We start from the raw sequence: 19,719 nt of genomic DNA on the forward strand, positions 1-19,719 counted from the left end.
CCGACAGTGCCGGTCGGCCCGGTAGCCGGGCACTCGCCCCGCTCCGCCTTGCCCCGGCCCCGGCATCCGGCACGGCGCCCGGTCGCGCCGATCTCCCCGGAACGCAGCCAGTGCGTTCCGTCGTCGAACAGTTCACGTCAGGGAAGGGAAACACCATGTCAGACCGGACCCCGCAGGAGAACCAGGCGCCCGGCGCATCCCCGGACGGCCCGGTCGGCCGCCTTGGTGAGCTCACGCAGAAGGCCCACGAAGCGCAGCGGACCGCGGCAGCGAGTCTCGCGGAGGACCGGCAGAAGCTGTCCGCCACGGTGGCCGACGCGAAGGACAGGGCCGAGCAGGGCGCGCAGAGGCTGCGGGCGGGTGGCCGGCAGGCGAAGGCCGACGTCGCCGGCACCTGGAACCAGGTACACGACTCCTGGCAGGAACATGTGGACTCGGTCCGCGCCAAGCTGACGGAACGCAGGACGGAGCGCGACGTGAAGCGTCTCGAGAGCGCGGCGGAGGACGCCGAGGAATACGCCGCCGACGCCATCGACTTCGCGATCGCTGCCATCCAGGAGGCCGAGTACGCCACGCTGGACGCGGTTCTGGCGCGGGCGGAGGCGGACGACGCGGTCGACGCGGCGAACTGATCAGCCGGGCAGCGGGTCGTGGGACAGTGAGTCCACGGCCCGCTGCCTGTTGACCTGCCGGTACGAAGAGGTGTCGCCCGGTCCGGCCGCCGCACTGCCGAGCGCCGTTCCCTCCTCGTCCTGCGCTGCGCCGCAGGCCGCAAGCCCCTCGGAGCCGCCGCCGACGCGGGGTCCTGCCCGGATCCTTCGCGATGGCCCTATTTGCCGTCACAGCTTCCGGCGTCGATTGCTGTGACCGGGAACATGGACCGTCATTCCCTCATCAGTGAGGATCTTGCTGTCGGTGTCATGCGGATCGGTCGTCCGCGAAAGCATTTTCCGTTCTGCCGGCTGTGGGGTGCGCATGGCAAGTGAACTCGTCCTCGAATTCTCTTATCGCCGTGCGGTTTGAATGAACAGCAAAGGATGTTCTTTCTTGTCGACCCGTCATGAGTGTCCGGGTGAGCGGCTTGGCGGGGGGAAGCCGGTGAATTCGCCGCCTGGAGCGGGTCTTTCCGGGCGCACGGCCGAGCTGGAGCTGATGGACTCGTTGTTCGCCGGGCAGGACCAGGGCAGCCCCGGCCTGCTGCTGCGAGGTGCTCCGGGGGTGGGGAAGACGGCACTCCTGGATGCCGCCGCAACCCGGGCCGCCGATGCCGGCATGAGGGTACTGCGGTCCTCCGCCGTGGAGTTCGAGGCCGGGATGAGCTTTTCGGCGCTGCACCAGATGCTCTACCCGCTGCGTCACCACACGGACCGGTTGGCCGGCCACCATCGTGACACCCTCCGCCAGGTCTTCGGTCTCGCGCCGGGGCCGTCGCCGGACCCGCTGGCCACCTCGACGGCCGTACTCGCCCTGCTCGGCGAGGTCACCGCCGAGCGTCCGCTGCTGATGATCGCCGACGACGTGCCGTGGATCGACCCCGCCAGTGCGACTGCGCTCGGGTTCGTCGTCCGCAGGATCGGTGACGAACCGATCGTCTTCCTGGCCGCGGCGCGCACCGGGATCGACTCCTTCTTCCACCGACTCCGGTTGCGCGTACGCGAGATCGGGCCGTTGACCGAGCGGGCGTCCGCCGACCTGCTGGACGCCCGCTGGCCCGGGCTGAGGCCGTCGGTGCGGCGGCGGGTGCTGGCCGAGGCCGCGGGCAACCCGCTCGCGCTGCGGGAACTGCCGGCGGCGCTGAGCAGCCGACAGCGCTCGGGCCAGGACCCGCTGCCTTCGCCGCTGCCCCTCTCCGGGCGTCTGGAGACGGCCTTCGCCTCCGCCGTCGAAAGGCTGCCCGCGCCTACCCGAGGGCTGCTGCTGACGGCCGCGCTGAGTGCCGACGCCGACCTGGCCACGCTGTGGAGGGCCGCGCAGGACTCCGCGGGCGTCGACGAGCTCGCCCCTGCGCAGCAAGCGGACCTGGTCCAGGTCGATACGGCCGCCGGCAGAATGTCGTTTCGCCACCCGCTGATCCGCGCCGCGATCGTGCACCTGGCCACCCCGGGCGAACGCCGCAGCGCGCACTGTTCCCTCGCCGCGGCCCTGGCCGACCTCCCCGAGCGCCGGGCGTGGCATCTGGCCGAGGCCGCGCCCGGACCGGACGAGGCAGTGGCCCGGACGCTGGACGGGGCGGCGCTGTCCGCCTGGCGGCGCGGCGCGCCGTCCGGTGCCGCGGCCCCGGTGCCGGACGAGGCGTCCGTCCGCGCCGGGCGGCGCGTCACCGCGTCGGCCGCGGTGGCCTGGCTCACGCGGGCCGGTGAACTCAGTCCGCGTCCGGGCGACCGGGCCCGCCGGCTGGTCGAGGCCGCCTACCTCGCGACCCTCGTCGGCCGGCTCGAAGCGGTGCCGAGGCTGTTGGCCGACGCCGGGCAGGCACCCGACGCGCCGACCGGGCTGGTCCTGGCGGCCACCGCCCACCTCCTCACCAACGACGAGGGCGACATCGATTCCGCCCACCGGTTCCTGTCCTGGGCGCTCGACGACATCACCGGCACCGGCACCCACACCGGCACCGGCGACAACGCCTGGGACCACCACGGCATCCTGTACGCGCTGCTGCTCGTCTGCCTCTACACCCTCCGCCCCGAGCCCTGGCAGCTGCTCAAGAGCGCGACGGCCCGGCTCGAACCGGCCGCGGTGACCCCGTTCAGCCTGTGCTACGACGCGTACGTGGACCCCACTCGTACCTCCGAGAAGGTACGGAAGGGCCTCGCCGACGCCTTCGGGGCACTTTCCGCCGACGCGGCACCCTGGGAACTGATACCCCTGGCCTTCGCCGCGGCCGCGATGGACGTCCTGTCCGCCTACCGGTCCCTGCTCCGCCGCATGATCGAACAGGAGCGTGACGGCGGCGCGATCGCCATGGTCGTGCCCGCTCTGATGCTGCTCGGCCACGACTCCTACCTCCACGGACAGTGGGACGAGGCCGAGAGGCTGGCCCAGGAGGGGCTGGACCTGGCAGCGGCCTACGGCTACCACTTCTGGGAGCGGCAGATCCGGGCCCTGCTGGCATCGGGCGCGGCTCTCCGGGGCGAGGCGGACCTCGCCCGGACCCGTAGCGAGGAGACCACGATGTGGGCGGCACCCCGTGGCATCGAGGTGACCGAGGCCCACGCCCGATCGGCCCGTGGACTCGCGGCCATGGGAGAGGGCGACTACGAGGAGGCCCACACCCAGGTGGCCAGGATCGACCCGCCGGGCGCACCGAGCGCCGGCCTCCCGGGCCGGTGGGCGGTGCTGGACCTCGTCGAGGCGGCCGTCCGCACCGGCCGTACGGACGAGGCCCGCGCGCACGTCGCCGCCGCGAAGGAGGCCGGGATCCACCTCATCTCCCCCCGCACGGCGCTGATCACCGCCGGGGCCGCGGCCGTGACCGCCGACGAGACCGAGGCCGGCCCCCTGTACGAGGCGGCCCTGGCGCTGCCCCAAGCGGCCCGGTGGCCATGGGAACACGCGCGCATCGAGCTGGCCTACGGGCAGTGGCTGCGCCGCACCCGTGACCCCCGTGCCCGGCTGTACCTGAGCGCCGCCCTGGAGACCTTCGACCGTATCGGCGCCAAGGCCATGGCCCATCGCGCCCGCAACGAGCTCCGCGCCGCCGGTATCGCCACCACGTCCGTGCCCGACGCCCCGACGGCGGGGCTGACCGTGCAGGAACGGCAGATCGCCGAGCTGGCGGCCGTCGGTCTGACCAACAAGCAGATCGGTGAGCGGCTGTTCCTGTCCCACCGCACGGTCGGCTCCCATCTGCACCGGCTGTACCCCAAGCTCGGTATCACCTCACGCGCCGCGCTCCGCGCCGCCCTGGAGGCGATGGCACCCGGCGAGGACGGCCGGCGGATCCGTTCGGCCGGGGTCGACCGAACGGCACCGCATCGTCCGAATCGTCCGACGGGGCGGCTCCGGGCCACTGTGCCGGCCGCCGCTCCGGAAGTACCGTAGAGCCTCGTTTCCCTGATCGGTGAGCCGGAGAAGATTTTGGTCGACAAGGACATCGGCGCCCTGGCGGCCGTGTTGCTCGAACGCGTCGACGAGTTGGCGAAGGAGATGGCGGCGCGGATCCGCGTCGGCTCACGGGACTACGACGTGGTGTCCGCGGAGGACCTGGAGGAGGTCTGCCGGAGCCACCTCAACAACGCGCTCCGCGCGCTGACCGGACGGGCATCCGTGGACACCGTGGCCGCGGCCGGTATCGGCCGTCGACGCGCCCTGCAGAACGTGCCGCTCCCCGCCGTGATGAGGGCCTACCGCATAGGGGTGAGGTACTACTGGGAGGCGGTGGTCCTCGAAGCCCGCAGGACCTCGCCGGTGGCGAGCGACAAGCTGGTCGCCGCCGCTTCGGCGATGTGGGAGCTGCAGGACAGCATCACCGAGGCCATGGTCTCCGGATACCACGACACGGTGGCCCAGCGGCTCCTCGCCACCGAGCATGAGCGTTCGGCGCTGGTCGAGGCGCTGCTGGACGGCAGGAGCATGGACGCCGACGTCCTGTGGTCCGCCGCGGAGGTCCTGGGCGTGCCGCGCACGGGACCGTTCACCGTGGTCGCCGCGGAGGTACCGCAGATGGGCCGGCAGGCCCTGCCGGAGATCGCGGCCCTGCTGAGCCGGCGCGGCATCCTGTCCGCCTGGCGGCTGCGCCCCGATCTCCAGCTGGGCATCGTGTATCTGCGTACCCCGCGCAGTCTGGACGACCTCACCGGGGTGTTGCGGCAGCACGCGGAGCACCGCGTGGGGGTGAGTCCCCTCTACGACGACCTGTCCCGCACGGGGGACGCGCTGCGCTTCGCCAAGGTCGCCATGCGCGGCGGTGACGCGGAGAGCGATGCCGTGACCGTCTTCGACGACTGCCCGGTCGCCGTCGCGACGGCCGGCGCACCCGATGTCATGGCCCGCGTCGCCACCAGGGTCCTCGGCCCGGTGGAGGCCCTGCCGGCCGGCGAACGCGAGTTGCTGCTGGACACGCTGGACGCGTGGTACGGCTGCGGCGGATCGGCCGACGAGGCCGCCAAGGTCCTGTACGTCCACCCCAACACCGTGCGTACCCGCCTGCGCCGTATCGCCGAGCGCACCGGCCGCTCCCTGACCGACCCGCGCGGCATCACCGAACTCGCGCTCGCGCTGCGCGCGGTGCGGCAGACACCGAAGCCGCCGGCGGCCGAGCCGGCGGCCGCCACGAAGCCGGCGGAAGGCTGAGCCGGCCGGGGTCGCGGTCCCGGCGGAAGGCGAGGGCCACGGTCCTGTGACCGTGGCCCTCGCCGGGTGTTCGTGCCGATCGGCCGACCCGGCACGTCCGTACCGGCCGAGGTCTGCGGACCCGCCGATCCACTAGGACCGGCTCACGCGCCGCTCCGCGATGGAGGCGAGGACCGCCGTGGCGCCGTAGGCGATGCTGAACAGCCCGAAGACGGTGGCGAGTGAGACCGCGCCGATGTCCGGGCGGACGAACAGCACGAACGCGAGGGCGATCGACACCAGGCCGTTCAGCAGGAACAGGGCCCGCTCGCCCGCCGTCTCGCCGCGCCGGAACGCCAGGGCGACCTCCATGAACCCGGTCGTCAGCGCCCACGCGCCGACCCAGATCGTGAGCGCCATGGCCGTGATGCCGGGCCACGCCAGCGCACCCACGCCGGCCGCCAGCGAGAACAGGGCGAGCAGCAGCCAGCCGAGGACGGGGCCGACTCTGTCGCTGGCGAAGGCACGGGCACCGTCCGCCGCCGCGCCCATGAACGCGTACACGGCGAAGAGGACGACGAGGGCACCGACGGTGATGCCGGGCCAGGTGACGGAGACTACGCCGACGACGACGGCCAGCAGGCCGCGCCAGAGGAGGGCGTTGGGCGAACTGAACATGCTGAGACCTTCCGCATCTGGGGACGTCCCGCTTCGCTCCGGGCACGAAGCGGGAATCGAACGCTAGGGGCGTGGTCCCGGCCGCGATGGCGTCAGACGACTGCTTCCACTACCTCACCCTCGGTCCGCTCACGGCGGCGGGCCGTTGCATGACACGGAGCAGTCACGTGACAGATGCGGGCACCGGGGGTTGCGGCGAGAGCATCGGTGCCGCCCTCGACCGGGGGACGACACTCGGAGGGGGACGGGGATGCCGTATCAAGGCCTGCCGGCTTCGGACGCCGTCGGCACGTCGGACGGTTCCGGCGCGGCGGTGATCGATGTTCCGCCGCAACGGGCCGTACGCCGGGCCGCCGATCTGTGGCGGCTGCTGGTGTCCCTGGCCGCGCTCGTGGTGACCGTGCTGACGGCCGTCGCGACGCGCGACTTCGCCCGTGCCCTGCAACAGGGGCTGCTCACCACGGCGACCGCGCTGCCCCCGGCGCTACGGGACGGTCTCCTGGGAGCGGTACAGGTGGTCGCCCTGCTCGCGCCGGTCGCCGCCCTGGGGGTGTGGTCGGTACGGCGACGGATCGAGCCGGTCCTGCGGGTCGTACCCTCGGCGGCGCTGGGTGCGCTGGCCGCAGGGTCGCTCACGCACCTGGCGCTGGTGCCCAGCAGACCGGATGCCTGGCCGCGGGTGCCGGCCGGCCGGGCGGTCGGGCTGGTGCAGGCGGGCTGGCCGTCGGCCGTGTACCTGGCGGCCTGCGCGGCGGCGGTCGTCGCCGCGGGCCCCTGGCTCGGGGCGCGCCGGCGGCGTGTGCTGTGGTCGCTGACCGCGGCGTGTGCCGTGCTGAGCGTCGCCGCCGCGGCGATCGTGCCGCTGGAAGCGGTCGCCGCACTCGCCGTGGGCGGCATGGCCGGGTCGGCCGTCCTGCTCCTGGCCGGCGCTCCGGCCGACCGCCCCGCCGGGCAGGCGGTCGCCGACGCCCTCGTCGCCTCCGGAATCGCGCTCGCCGCCCTGCGCGAGCTGCCCTCGGACGAACAGAGCCCGGGTGAGGGGATCGTCTACCGGGCCGAGACCACCGCCGGTTCCCGGCTGACGGTACGGGTGCTCGGTGCCGAGGACCACAACCGCGACCTGTTCCACCTGCTCGCCCGGCGGACGTTCCTGCGCCACCCGGCCGACGCGACCGACCGGTCACCGCTCGGGTCGGCCGAGCACGAACTGCTCATGCTCGTCTTCGCGGCCCGCACCGGCGCCCGGGTGGACGAACCCGTCATGGCGTACCCGGTGGCCGGGGGCGGCGCCCTCGTGGCGACCGCCGGGCCGGACACCCGTCCGCTGTCCGCGCTGCCGGACGAGGAGCTGACCGACCGGGTCCTCGTCGGGGTGTGGACGTCCGTGGCCCGCCTCCAGCAGCACCGGCTCGGGCATCGGGCACTGCGCCCGGGGCACGTCCTCGTCGAACCGGACGGCGGGAGCCGGCTCTCCGCCTTCGCGCGTGGCCGGCTCAACGCCCCGCCCGACGTGCTCGGCGGCGACATCGCCGAACTGCTGGCGACGACCGCGGTACGGGTCGGCCCCGGGCGCGCCACCAGGTGCGCACTGGCCGGCCTGGGACCGGAACTGCTGGCGACCGCGCTGCCCTACCTGCAGCCGCTCGCCCTGACCGCTGCCGCGCGGCGTGCCGTCGTCCGGTACGACCAGGCCCGCGCGCGGGCGGCCAGGGCGAACCCGCGGCGGCGGACGCTGCGCCCCGGCGGCCGCCCCAGCCTGCTGCGTGATCTCGCCGCCGAGATCGAAACGGCCGTCGACGCACCGCCGGTTCCGCAGGCGCGGCTGGCGCGCTTCACGTGGAAGAGCGCTCTCGGCCTGGCGGGCGCCTTTCTGGTCCTCCACCTCGTGCTCCCGCAGCTGGCAAACGCTCCCGCCGCCGCCGACGCGCTGCGCGACGCGAACTGGTGGTGGGTACTCGCGGTGGTGCCCGTCACCTTCGTCTCGCAGGCGTTCTCGACCTGGCTGCAGATGGGCACCATCCCGGACCGGCTGCCGTTCGGCCCCACCTACGAAGTGCAGTTCGCCAGTTCGTTCCTGAACCGGATCACGCCGAGCAACGTGGGCGGCATGGCACTCAATCTGCGCTACCTGCAGAAGACCGGGATCGAGACCGGGGCCGCCACGGCCTCCGTGGGGCTGCAGAGCCTGGCCGGCGCGATCTCCAACGTCGTGGTCGCCGCCGTCTTCTTCGCCTGGGCGGGACAGAGCCACTCCGGACTGGCTCCGCACCTGTCCGCGAGCCGGAATCTGCTGTGGGCCCTCGCCGTGCTGATCGCCGCCGGTGGCGTGCTCGTCCTCACGCCGCCGGGCCGTCGCCTGCTGAGTGACAAGGTGTGGCCGTTCCTGCGCGCGGCCGGGTCGACCGTCGTGGCGGTCGCGGCCGACCCGGGCAAGGTCGTCGTGGGTGTCGTCGGAGCGCTCGGCCTGCCGCTCGTGCAGATCGTCGGTCTGGCCATGAGTCTCCACGCGCTGGGCGGCCGGCTGCCCTTCCTCCAGGTCGGCGCCGTGTACATGGCGGCCCGGCTGATCGCCAACGCCGCTCCCGTGCCGGGCGGCCTGGGCGCTCTGGAGGCCGGACTCGTCGCCGGTCTGACCGCGCTCGGCGTGGCGGCCGGGGCGGCCACGTCGGCCGTGCTCGTCTACCGGCTGCTCACGTTCTGGCTGAACGTCCCGCTGGGCGCCCTGGAGCTGAACCTCGTGCAGCGGCGCGGCTACGTCTGACGGCCGCCGCGCCGAGCGCCGTCCGCCGTGTGCAGTCCCGGGTCCGGTCACATGACGCAAGACCCGCGGATCCGGTGCCCCTACGATCCCCCTGGGAAGACACGGAGCGCACCGGAGCGCACGGGAACACCGGGGAGACGCGTGTACGAGGCCGGGCTCCTTGGCCGCGACGAGCAGTTGCGAGTCCTGCGGGAACTGATGCGGAGGCTGCCCGACGCCGGAGGCGCCCTGGCACTGCAGGGCGGCCCCGGCGTCGGCAAGTCCGCCTTGCTGCGGGCCGCGGCCGAATACGCCCGGACGGCGGGACGGCTGACACTGGAGGTCGCCGGACGCCGCGACGACACCCCCTTCGGGGGGCTGCGCGCGTTGCTGCGGCCGCTGCTCGGCGCGGTGGACGCCCTGCCCGCGGGGCAGGGCGGGATCCTGCGGTCGGCGATCGGGGCCGGTTCCGGGCCGGTACCGGGGACCTTCAAGGTGGCCCTGGCGGCATTCAACCTGATCACCACGAGAGCGGCCGAGCAGCCCGTGGTGCTGATCGCCGACGACGCGCAGTGGCTCGACGGGCCCACCCGGGACGTACTGGCGTTCCTGGCCCGCAGGGCGAGCGACAACCCGTTCGTCGTCCTCGCCGCGGCGCGCGGCGGATGGATCCTGCCGGGCGTGCCCGTACTGGACGTGCCAGTGCTCGACGAGCCTTCCGCGCGACGGCTGCTGGCCGGCCACGCGGCCGCGCTGCCTGCTTCCGTCCGGGAGCGGATCCTCGAAGAGGCGCTCGGCAACCCGCTCGCGCTGGTCGAGCTCCCCGCGGCGTGGCACCCCACGGGACCGCAGGGCTCGTGGGCCCACCTGCCGGCGGGTCCCGCACTGGCGGCGGCGTTCGCGGGCGGCCTCGGCGAACTGCCGGCGCCGGCCCGGGACGTCCTGCTGGTCGCGGCCGTCGACCAGGTCGGAGACCTCTCGGAGATCCTTGGCGCCGCCGCCGTCCTGGCAGGCCGCCCCGTCGCGGTGGACGTCCTCGACAGCGCGGTCGCGGCCTCGTTGATCCGACTGGACCGGACGGCCCTGCGCTTCCCCCACCCGGCGGTCCGGTTCGCGGTGCTGGAGGCGGAGACGGCGGTGCGCCGACGGGCCGCCGACGCCGCCATGGCGCAGGTGCTGTACGAGCAGCCGGACCGGAGCACCTGGCACCGTGCCCGGTCCGCCGACGGCCACGACGACGAGCTCGCGGACGAACTGGCCGATGCCCACGCTGCCTTGCTCCGCCGACACGGAGTCCGCGCCGCCATAGCGGCGCTCGAACGATCCGCGCAGCTCACCACCGACTCGGCCACCCGGGGACACCGGTTCCTGGGTGCGGCCGAGCATGCGTACGGTCTCGGCCGCATCGGCCTGACCCACCTCCTGATCGACGAGGCGGAGCGTCAGGAACTCAGTGCCGCGGACCGGGCGCGGGCCTGGTCGCTCCGGGACGTCTTTGACGTGGACCCGCAGCCCGGACCGGCCCGGACTCCGGTGCGTGACATCGCCGCACTGTCGGCGGGTGATCCCGACCTGGCTCTGGACCTGCTGCTGAGCGCGGCGCTCCGGATGCACAGGACCGGTGCCGACCCCGCTCTGCGGGCCGGTGTCGCCGCCGCCGCGGAGCGCCTGACAGCCACGGGCGACCCACGCCATGTCGCGGCGCTTGCGCTGGCCGAACCCGTGCGCTGCGGCCGGGTGCTGGCGGACCGGCTGCCCTCGCACGAGACGGGGTGGCAGCTCCCCGATGCCGACGGCCTGAGGCTGTCCGGCATGGCGGCGCACGAGATCGGCGATCCGGTTCGCGCGGCCGACCTGCTCGGCAGGGCGGAACCCGTTCTCCGCGAGCAGGGCCGACTCGGTCTGCTGGCGGAGACACTCCTCACCCACGCCCTCGACCTGCTGCTGCTCGGGGACCTGCCGCGCGCCGTCCACCTCGTCGAAGAAGCCCGCCGGATCCTCACCGGGACGCGGCAGCCCGCCACGGCCGCCGTGCTCGGCAGCACGGACGCGGTCGTCGCCGCACTGCGCGGGCAGGCCGAGCGCGCGCGGGAACTCGCCGGCGCCGTGGCCGCACGGCAGCGCCCCGATCTCGTCCCGACGCTACGGCTGGCCCGTGGCACGGCATGGCTCGGCGCGGGACGGTACGCCGAGGCCTACGAAGAGCTGAGGCGTCTCGTCGACGGACCGTACGAGGGCCTGCGCTGGCAGGGTTTCGCCGCGGTGATGCCGTTGGTCATGGCCGCGGATCGCGGCAGCGGCCGCCGGGAGGCCGCGCACGTACTGGAGGTCCTCGAGGAAGCGGCACGTGCGACTCCCGCCCCGCTGCTGCACGTTCAGCTGCCGTACGCGCGGGCCGTGCTCGCCGCCGACGCGGCGGCCGAGGAACTGTACCTGGTCGCGCTGGGCCAGGACCTGACCCGCTGGCCGCTGGTGAAGGCGCGCACGGAACAGGCGTACGGACAGTGGCTGCGACGCTGCCGGCAGGCCGCCCGGTCGCGCACGATGCTGCTCTCGGCGCGGAACTCCTTCGAGCTCATCGGAGCCTGCGACCTGGCCGGCCGCAAGGCCGCCCGGAGAGCCGACGACCCGCTTTTGTCCGTCGGCAAGCTGCTGTCCCGGCAGGAGACACTGATCGCCCGGCTGGCCGCGGAAGGGCTCTCCAACCGGGAGATAGCGCAACGGCTGCATCTGTCCCACCGCACGGTCGCCGCCCACCTGTACAGAGCCTTCCCCAAGCTCGGTATCACCTCGCGCGGCGAGCTGGCACCGTTGCTGAACCTCCAGGAACCGGCCGCCGGCGACGGCTGAGCCCGGAGCCCGCCGCTCCGCCGGATGCAGGGACGGGAACAGTCAATCGACGCAAGCGGCCGTGGCACGGAGTGACTAGCGTCGAGGGACCAGGAGGCTGGGGAAAGGACCCATGGGGTACGGCGATGCTGGTCGGGCGGGAGCGGGAGATCGCCGTGCTGGCGGGGCTCCTCGAACGTACGCCGCAGCGCGGTGGGGTGCTGCTGATGCTGGGGGACCCGGGTATCGGCAAGTCGTCTCTGCTGCGGGAGGCGGAGTCCAGGGGGCGGGCCCGGGGTTTCCGGGTGCTGCGGCTGGTCGGGGCCGAGTCGGAGGTGGCGTTCCCCTTCGCGGGACTGCACCAGCTGGTCGGCCCCGTCCTCGATCGTGTCGCGCCGCTTCCGCGCCGCGCGAGGGAGGCGCTGCTGGCGGCCTTCGGTCTCGTCGAGGGGCCGCCACCGGGGCCCTTCCTGATGGCCCTGGCGATCGTCGACCTGCTGACCGCGTTGGCGGACGACGGACCCGTGCTGGTCCTGGCCGATGACGTGCAGTGGCTGGACGCACCGTCGCACGACGCGCTGACGTCCGCCGCACGGCGGGTGGCGGCACCCGTGGTGATCATCGCCGTCATGCGCCGGGGCCATACCGGCCCGTTCCTCCGCGCGGGCTTCCCGGAGCTGGCCGTGGGCGGTGTGGACGACGACGCGGCGGCGCAGATCCTGTCCGCCCACGCTCCCGGCCTGAGCCCGGCCGAGCAGCGGCGCATCCGGCGGGCGGCGCTGGGCAATCCGCTGGCGTTGCGCGAGTTGCCGATCGCGATGGCGCGCCTGCCCTCCGGGGGGCTTCGTCCGCTGAGTCTGTCCGACCGGCTGGAGCACGCGTTGGCCGGCGCCTGGGCCGAACTGCCGTCGGTGACCAAGGACGCCCTGCTCGTCACGGCCGTCGACCCGGCGGACGACCTCGCCGAGATCATCGCCGGCACCTCGGCCCTGCGCGGTGAACCGGTCACTCCCGAGGCGCTCCGCCCCGCGCAGGCGGTAGGACTGGTGACCGTGGAAGGGGGGCGGGCCGCCTTTCTGCACCCTCTGATGCGGGTGGGAATCCTGCAGGCCGAAGGACTGGCCCGGCACCAGTCGGCCCACCGGGCGCTGGCGCACGTACTGGCCGACGCGCACCGGCGGACCTGGCACCACGCCCGGTCCGTCGTGGGGCCCGACGACCGGATCGCCGACGCCCTCGAGGCCGGCGCCGCGCAGGCGCTGAACCGGGGCGCGGTGATCGCCGCGATCGACGATCTCGAGCGGTCCGCACAGCTGACGAGCTGGTCGGCGCTGCGGGGCCACCGGCTGCTGACGGCGGCCCGGCACGCCTTCGCGATGGGCCGCGACGACATCGTCCACGAGTTGCTGCGCTCGGCCGCGAGGACCGACCTGACCGACCTGGACCGGGCACGCATGGCGTGGCTCCGCGAGAGATTCGACCACGGCCTTCCCGGGGACGCAGCCCGTGTCGACGAGTTGTGCGACACCGCTCTGCGGTCCGCCGCCGCCGATCCCGATCTGGCGCTCGACATGCTCCTGGAGGCTGCCTTCCGCTGCTACGCGGCCGACATCGGGCCGGCCGCCGGGGCGCGTGTCGTCGCCTGCGTCGACCGACTGCCCGGGACGGCGGGCGACCCGCGCCACCTCGCGGCGCTGGCCCTGGCGGAACCGCTGCTGCGGGCCCGGCAGGTCACCGAGGCACTGACCCGGACACCTCCCGGCGACGACGGCGACGCACTGCGGGTCATGGGCATGGCCGCACACGCGGTGGGGCACCCGGTTCTGGCGGCCGAGCTGCTGGCCCGCTCCGAGGTGATACTGCGCAGCCAAGGCCGGCTGCGACTGCTTTCCCATGTGCTGGCCCTGCAGGCGTGGACCCATGTGCTGCGCGGTGACCTGGCGCGGGCGGCCGACGCGGTGCGCAAGGGGAAGCTGCTGGCGGCGGAGACGGGGCAGCCGCTGTGGGAATCCGGAACGCCGGTGTGCGAGATCCTGCTCGAAGCGCACGTCGGTGACACGTGGGAGGCGTTGCGGCGGGCCACCCGGGCCGAACTGCACGAGGCCCGCGGCCGGCACGCGGTGCCGCCCCTGCTCCGGCTCGCCCGTGGCGTGGCGTCACTGGCGGCCGGGCGGTACCGGGACGCCTACCGGACGTTGCGGACGGTGTTCGATCCGGCCCGTCCCGGCTTCCCCCGGCACGAGAGGTTCACCGGCCTGACGTTCCTCGCGGACGCGGCCGTACGCGCCGGGCACCGCGAAGACGCCCGCGGGCTGCTGGCGGAGCTGGAGCCGGCCGCGCGGGCGACGCCGTCGCCGCTGCACCACATCAATCTGGCGTACGCCCGCGCCGTCCTGGCCGCCGACGAGGACGCCGAGGACCTCTACCTGGCGGCGCTGCGGCAGGACCTGTCCGGGTGGTCCTACGCCCGCGCGAAGCTCGAGCTGGCGTACGGCTCGTGGCTGCGCCGCCAGGAACGGATCCGTCAGGCACGGTCCCTGCTGAGCTCCGCTCAGTCCGCCTTCGACCGGATCGGCGCGCTTCCGTGCGGTGACGAGGCGCGACTCGAACTGCTGGCCACCGGTGCCCCGATCGTCTGGCCGGCGGCTTCCGCCGAGCGCCTGAGGAGGATCACCGAACTGTCCGGGCCACGGCGGTCGGACGACGAGATCGCCGAGGTGCTCAGCCTGCCCAGGGCGGTCGTGGCGATGTATCGCGGCAGGACCCGGTCCGGCGACCGTCCTCCTGCCGATGGCTGAAGCATGAGCCACGGCCGGCGATTCACTGCGACCACAGGACAGAACTGGCCAACTGCCGGGTGACCTTCACCGGTGGCACCATTGGGGACATCGCCGACATCCTGTCTGGTCGACCGGGCAGGGCGACGCCCCGAACGAGTGAGATGGGGAAAGAGCGGCGGGAGGCGGGAAGCGCCGCCTCGGCCTTCCGCGAAGCGCCCCCGGCAGGACTCGAACCTGCGGCCAAGCGCTTAGAAGGCGCCTGCTCTATCCACTGAGCTACGGGGGCCGGCTGTGCTGGCCTCGTACGTACTGCCCTCGTGGGGCGGGTCCGTGACGCTGCCGGGGACAAGGATAGAACTCCTCGATCCTCGTCCCTGCTGCTTCGCCTCCGTGGCTCAATGTGGAGGTTCGGTGAAGCGGTCCTGATAATCGCAGGCAGGTACGAATCGTGCATCGCTTTTGGCGCCTGGCGCACCGGGTGTTGTGCACTCGTTATGCCTGGACTGTGCCTCCGTCCCAGTCATCCCTTCCGTCCGTTGTGTCCTGTCGGCGCGCAGACATGTCTATATGCTTCAGAATTCCCCTAAAATTGGGCATTCTTCGCATGTGGTGACCTTGGACGTACGGCCTCAGCTGCTCGACACACTCTCCGCCCTGCGCGACCGTGTCGCTGCCGCACGCTTCCCGCTGCCCCTGGCGGGGGCCCCACGCGCGCGTGCCAACCGCGACGAACTGCTCGCACAGCTCGACGACTATCTGGTGCCCCGCCTCCGAGAGCCCGAAGCTCCGCTTCTGGCCGTCGTGGGCGGATCCACGGGCGCCGGCAAGTCGACCCTCGTCAACTCACTCGTGGGCCGCCGGGTCAGCGAGGCAGGCGTGCTGCGGCCGACCACCCGCACGCCGGTCCTCGTCTGCCATCCGGAGGACCATCACTGGTTCAGCGGCATGCGCGTGCTGCCCGACCTGACCCGCGAGTGGGTACCGCACCAGGAACCCTGCGACGATCCCTTCCTCCCCGGCGAGAACGCCGCGCGCGTGCTGCGCGTCGAGACCGCCGACAGCATCCCGCGGGGCCTCGCCCTGCTCGACGCCCCCGACATCGACTCCCTGGTCGTCGACAACCGCGTCCTCGCCGCAGAACTCATCTGCGCCGCCGACGTCTGGGTGATGGTGACCACCGCCGCCCGCTACGCCGACGCCGTCCCCTGGCATCTGCTGCGTGCCGCGAAGGAGTACAACGCCACCCTGGTGACCGTTCTCGACCGGGTACCCCACACGGTCGTCTCGGAGGTCTCCCGGCAGTACGGCGCCCTCCTCACCAAGGCCGGACTCGGCGACGTACCCCGGTTCACGGTGCCGGAGCTGCCCGAGTCGGCCTGGGGCGGCGGACTGCTCCCGGCCACCGCGGTCGCCCCGCTGCGCGCTTGGCTCATCCACCAGGCCCAGGATCCCGGCGCCCGCAGCCACACCCTGGCCCGTACCGCGCAGGGCCTCCTGGACTCCCTCAAGGCCCGGATGCCCGAACTGGCCGGCGCCGCCGCCGCCCAGTACGCCGCCGCCCTGCGCCTGACCTCCGCCGTCGACACGGCGTACGACAGCGAGCACGCACGCCTGCGAGGACGCCTCCAGAGCGGAGCGGTCCTCGCCGGCGACGCCCTCAAACGCTGGCGTGCCTACCCCCTCGACTGCTCCCCCGGTGAACTCCTGGACGCCCTGGTGGAGAGCCTCGCCGCCCTGCTGCTGTGCTCCGTCACCGCCGCCGACGAACGCGTCGACGACGCCTGGCGCCGCGAGCCTGCCTCCGCCGCACCGGGACTCGCCGACCGCGACCCGTCCCTGGAGAGCGCCGAGCACCGCATCGGCCTGGCCGTCCGGCGCTGGCGGCGGGAGCTGGAGGAGTACGCCGAGGACGAGGTGCGCGAGCTCGACCGCAGCGTCGCACCCGACTCCGAGGTCGTCGCCGCCCTGGTGGCCACCGCGCTGCTCGGCGGACGCCGCACCAAGGTGGCGGGGGAGCGGCTCGCCGAGCGCATCGGCGCCCACGGCGCGCTGCGGCTGCGCGACCGCGCGGGACGGCTGCTCACCGAGCACGTGGACCGCGTCCTGCACGCCGAACGCGAACGCCGCCTCGCCCCGCTCGACGGCCTCGACGTGCACCCCGAACCCCAGGCCGAACTCATCGCCGCCCTGTCCGTCCTGCAGAAGGAGAGGTGACCGGTGACCGCCGTCACTGACCACGACCACACGGATCGCATGGGACGCATGGATCACACCAGTGACTACACCGGTGACTACGCCAGCGACTTCGAAACCGGCCTGACCACGGCGGACTCCACGGCGGACGCCGCACGGGAGCCCGTACGGGAGTCCTCGCGGGAGTCCGTACGGGAGTCCTCGCGGGAACGTGTCCCGGCGTCCGTTCCGGAGAACGCCCCGCACCGGAACGGGACCGAGAAGAAGCCCGCGGACAGCGCCGGGCCGCCCGAGGTCCCGGAAGCCCCCGAGGCGACCGAAGCAGTCGAGGCCGCCGAAACCACCGCCGAATCCGCCGTCGAGACCGCCCCCGAGACCGAGAACGTGCCGCACGCGCGCGTGCGGGAGCAACGGGAGCCGGCCGACGGCGGCCCGGCCGGCGACGACGATCCGGCCACCGGCGACGACGCCTGGGACGACGGACTCATCGCCCGCCGCGTCACCGAGACCGGCAAAGCCGCCGTCCCCGTCCTGGAGACCCGCGGCCCGGGCGCCCCGCCCCCCGCCCCGCTCGCGTACGACGGCGCGCTGCGCTCCCGCCTGGACGCCCTGCGCGAACTCGTCGGCCTCTCCCGCACCCGCCTCGACAGCAACACCCTCTCCGAGGCCGGCCGGGTCCTGGACGAGGCGGCCGCCCGGCGCCGGCTGTCCGGGCAGCACACCGTCGTCGCCCTCGCCGGTGCCACCGGCAGCGGCAAGTCCCAGCTGTTCAACGCGCTCGCCGGCGTCGCCATCTCGGAGACCGGGGTACGACGGCCCACCACCTCCGCGCCCATCGCGTGCAGCTGGAGCGACGGCAGCGCGGCCCTCATCGACCGGCTCGGCATCCCGGGCCGGCTGCGCCGCCGCCCCGTGCACAACCCCGAGGCGGACGCACAGCTGCGCGGACTGGTCCTGATCGACCTGCCCGACCACGACTCGGCCGCCGTCCAGCACCGCGAACAGGTCGACCGGATCCTGAAACTGGTCGACGCGGTGGTCTGGGTCGTCGACCCCGAGAAGTACGCCGACGCGGTCCTCCACGAGCGCTATCTGCGGCCCATGGCAGGCCACGCCGAGGTCATGTTCATCGTCCTCAACCAGACCGACCGGCTCCCCGGCGAGGCCACCGACCAGGTCCTGGACGACCTGCGCCGGCTGCTCGACGACGACGGCGTCGCGCTCGGCGAGTACGGCGACACGGGCGCGACCGTGCTCGCGCTGTCCGCGCTCACCGGCGACGGCGTCGGCGAACTGCGCGAGGTGCTCGGCCAGTTCGTGACCGAGCGGGGCGCGGCGGCCCGGCGGGTCGCCGCCGACGTGGACGCCGCCGCGACCCGGCTGCGGTCCGTCTACGCCACCGGGCGGCGCGCCGGGCTCAGCGAGGAGGCGCGCGACGACTTCGCGGCGCGGCTCGCGGACGCGGTCGGCGCCACCGCCGCCGGCGAGGCCGCCGAGCGGGCCTGGCGGCGCAACGCCAACCGGGCCTGCGGCACGCCCTGGCTGCGGCTGTGGCGCTGGCACCAGAAGCGTGGCGAGCCGCCCACCGGGCGCCTGCCGAAGGCCCAGCCGGAGGTGGAGGCCACCGCGAGGCAGCGCGTGGAGCAGGCGGTGCGCACGGTCTCCGAGCGGGCCTCGGCCGGGCTGCCCGCGCCCTGGGCGCAGGCGGTGCGCGAGGCGGCCGTACGCGGCTCGCAGGGTCTTCCGGAGGCGCTCGACGACCTGGCCGCACGGGCCGGACTGCCGCCGGGGCGGCCCCCACGGCCGGGCTGGTGGCCGGTGGCGGTACTCGCCCAGGCCGCCATGACGCTCCTTCAGGTGGTCGGCGGGCTGTGGCTGATGGGGCAGATCACCGGGGTGATGGCGCCCAACCTGGGCGTTCCGGTGCTGCTGATGGTCTCCGGGATCATCGGCGGTCCGCTGGTCGAGTGGGGCTGCCGGATGGCGGCCCGCGGACCGGCCCGCCGCTACGGCCTGGACGCGGAACGCCGGCTGCGGGAGGCGGCGGCCGGCTGCGGACGGGCCCGGGTACTGGACCCGGTGGCGGCGGAGCTGCTGCGGTACCAGGAGGTGCGGGAGCAGTACGGGAGGGTGACGCGGACGGGCGCCGGGGTGGGCTGACGCGGTCGGGGCCGCCGTGGGTGTGCCGTGGGTGTGGAGGGGCGGGTGCCCGGGTGAGGCTCCGTCCGGGGGGCGTGGATCACCCGTCCGGGTGGTGGAGTTCTCCACAGGCCGGCGGTGGTCCACAGCGCTCGGCGGGCTCGCTCCGGCGGCGGCAGTCTGGTCCCGCGGCGATCGCGACACACACGGACGCACCAGGTCGCCGCGGTGGACACAGCCGTACGGGACGGACCCGTACGCGGATCCGCCCGGCCGCGGCGGCCGGGCGCGGGAGGGGTTCGTGATGAACGAGACGATGGTCTGCGCGGTGGGCAACGTGGCGACGCAGCCGGTGTTCCGGGAGCTGGCGGCGGGACCGTCGGCGCGGTTCCGGCTGGCGGTGACCTCGCGCTACTGGGACCGCGAGAAGAACGCCTGGACGGACGGCCACACCAACTTCTTCACGGTGTGGGCCAACCGGCAGCTCGCCACCAACGCGGCGACCTCGCTGACGGTCGGCGACCCGGTCGTCGTACAGGGCAGGCTGAAGGTGCGCACCGAGAACCGGGAGGGCCAGCAGTGGGCCTCCGCCGACATCGACGCGGTGGCGATCGGCCACGACCTCGCCCGCGGCACGGCGGCCTTCCGGCGGACCGGCAAGCCGGACACGGCGGCACCGCCACCACCGGCACCGCGCCCGGAACCGAACTGGGAGACCCCGGCGGAGTCCCCGGTCGCCGACGGGCAACCGGAACCGGTGGCCGTGACATGACGTGCCGTGAAGTCGGCCCCCACCAAGCCCGACTGACCCTCGGCGCCCCTTCATCGCCACCTCATCGCCACCTCATCGCCCCTCATCGACCCCTCGTCTTCCCCCTCGGTGACCACTGGTTGACGACTCCTGAGGGCTGTTGAGAACTCCTGACGACCTGTGACGGCTTGTCGGCGAAAACCCTCCGAAGCCCCTGTCGCCGCGCTCCGGAGCACCTGCCACGACAACTGCGTGGATGTGCCGACAAGCCCCGCCGGCCCACGTCACGCCCCCCGGCCTCGCGATAACGATTACGGATCGGATCGCTCATCCGACCA

General features: G+C 73.8%; 10 protein-coding genes and 1 tRNA gene. 9 read left to right on the plus strand and 2 right to left on the minus strand.

What is annotated here, in order from left to right; genetic code table 11:
- Positions 1–155 precede the first annotated feature (155 nt).
- The 3 genes from ACWGKQ_RS22420 (at position 156) to ACWGKQ_RS22430 (ending at position 5,292) form a co-directional block, all read left to right on the plus strand.
- Positions 156–632, plus strand: coding sequence for a hypothetical protein (locus ACWGKQ_RS22420; protein ID WP_453293710.1), 477 nt, complete (start codon positions 156–158; stop codon positions 630–632).
- Positions 633–1,098: 466 nt separating this feature from the next.
- On the plus strand, positions 1,099–4,041 hold the full coding sequence (locus ACWGKQ_RS22425; protein ID WP_453293711.1) for an ATP-binding protein: 2,943 nt from the start codon (positions 1,099–1,101) through the stop codon (positions 4,039–4,041).
- Between the two features lie 36 nt (positions 4,042–4,077).
- Positions 4,078–5,292 (plus strand): PucR family transcriptional regulator, encoded by a 1,215-nt coding sequence (locus ACWGKQ_RS22430; RefSeq protein ID WP_453293712.1) that lies wholly within the window; start codon positions 4,078–4,080, stop codon positions 5,290–5,292.
- 132 nt (positions 5,293–5,424) lie between these two features.
- Here the strand turns inward: ACWGKQ_RS22430 and ACWGKQ_RS22435 are convergent, their stop codons facing one another.
- Positions 5,425–5,949: an HdeD family acid-resistance protein gene (locus ACWGKQ_RS22435; RefSeq protein WP_453293713.1), complete on the minus strand. Its 525-nt coding sequence runs from the start codon at positions 5,947–5,949 to the stop codon at positions 5,425–5,427.
- A gap of 250 nt (positions 5,950–6,199) precedes the next feature.
- Here ACWGKQ_RS22435 and ACWGKQ_RS22440 point away from each other — a divergent pair, with 250 nt between their 5' ends.
- From ACWGKQ_RS22440 to ACWGKQ_RS22450, 3 genes are all read left to right on the plus strand, one after another.
- Positions 6,200–8,710 (plus strand): flippase-like domain-containing protein, encoded by a 2,511-nt coding sequence (locus ACWGKQ_RS22440; RefSeq protein WP_453293714.1) that lies wholly within the window; start codon positions 6,200–6,202, stop codon positions 8,708–8,710.
- Positions 8,711–8,851: 141 nt separating this feature from the next.
- Positions 8,852–11,539, plus strand: a complete 2,688-nt coding sequence (locus ACWGKQ_RS22445) for an AAA family ATPase (protein WP_453293715.1) — start codon at positions 8,852–8,854, stop codon at positions 11,537–11,539.
- Between the two features lie 125 nt (positions 11,540–11,664).
- Positions 11,665–14,316: an ATP-binding protein gene (locus ACWGKQ_RS22450; RefSeq protein WP_453293716.1), complete on the plus strand. Its 2,652-nt coding sequence runs from the start codon at positions 11,665–11,667 to the stop codon at positions 14,314–14,316.
- 195 nt (positions 14,317–14,511) lie between these two features.
- Here the strand turns inward: ACWGKQ_RS22450 and ACWGKQ_RS22455 are convergent.
- A tRNA-Arg gene (locus ACWGKQ_RS22455) sits at positions 14,512–14,584 on the minus strand.
- Positions 14,585–14,904: 320 nt separating this feature from the next.
- Here ACWGKQ_RS22455 and ACWGKQ_RS22460 point away from each other — a divergent pair.
- The 3 genes from ACWGKQ_RS22460 to ACWGKQ_RS22470 all read left to right on the plus strand — a co-directional run bounded on the left by ACWGKQ_RS22460 (position 14,905) and on the right by ACWGKQ_RS22470 (position 19,402).
- The gene (locus ACWGKQ_RS22460; RefSeq protein WP_453293717.1) at positions 14,905–16,512 is read left to right on the plus strand and encodes a dynamin family protein; all 1,608 of its coding nucleotides are present in this window, start codon (positions 14,905–14,907) and stop codon (positions 16,510–16,512) included.
- Between the two features lie 48 nt (positions 16,513–16,560).
- On the plus strand, positions 16,561–18,651 hold the full coding sequence (locus tag ACWGKQ_RS22465; protein ID WP_453293718.1) for a GTPase: 2,091 nt from the start codon (positions 16,561–16,563) through the stop codon (positions 18,649–18,651).
- A 283-nt stretch (positions 18,652–18,934) separates the two neighbouring features.
- Positions 18,935–19,402, plus strand: coding sequence for a single-stranded DNA-binding protein (locus tag ACWGKQ_RS22470; RefSeq protein WP_453293719.1), 468 nt, complete (start codon positions 18,935–18,937; stop codon positions 19,400–19,402).
- Positions 19,403–19,719: the final 317 nt, after the last annotated feature.

This window comes from Streptomyces sp. NPDC054770 (assembly GCF_053611985.1).

Excerpts from the sequence above, each read along its gene's own strand:
- ACWGKQ_RS22420 (WP_453293710.1), top strand. The coding sequence starts at position 156 with ATGTCAGACCGGACCCCGCAGGAGAACCAGGCGCCCGGCGCATCCCCG.
- ACWGKQ_RS22435 (WP_453293713.1), bottom strand. The coding sequence starts at position 5,949 with ATGTTCAGTTCGCCCAACGCCCTCCTCTGGCGCGGCCTGCTGGCCGTC.
- ACWGKQ_RS22440 (WP_453293714.1), top strand. The coding sequence starts at position 6,200 with ATGCCGTATCAAGGCCTGCCGGCTTCGGACGCCGTCGGCACGTCGGAC.
- ACWGKQ_RS22450 (WP_453293716.1), top strand. The coding sequence starts at position 11,665 with ATGCTGGTCGGGCGGGAGCGGGAGATCGCCGTGCTGGCGGGGCTCCTC.
- ACWGKQ_RS22465 (WP_453293718.1), top strand. The coding sequence starts at position 16,561 with ATGGATCACACCAGTGACTACACCGGTGACTACGCCAGCGACTTCGAA.
- ACWGKQ_RS22470 (WP_453293719.1), top strand. The coding sequence starts at position 18,935 with ATGAACGAGACGATGGTCTGCGCGGTGGGCAACGTGGCGACGCAGCCG.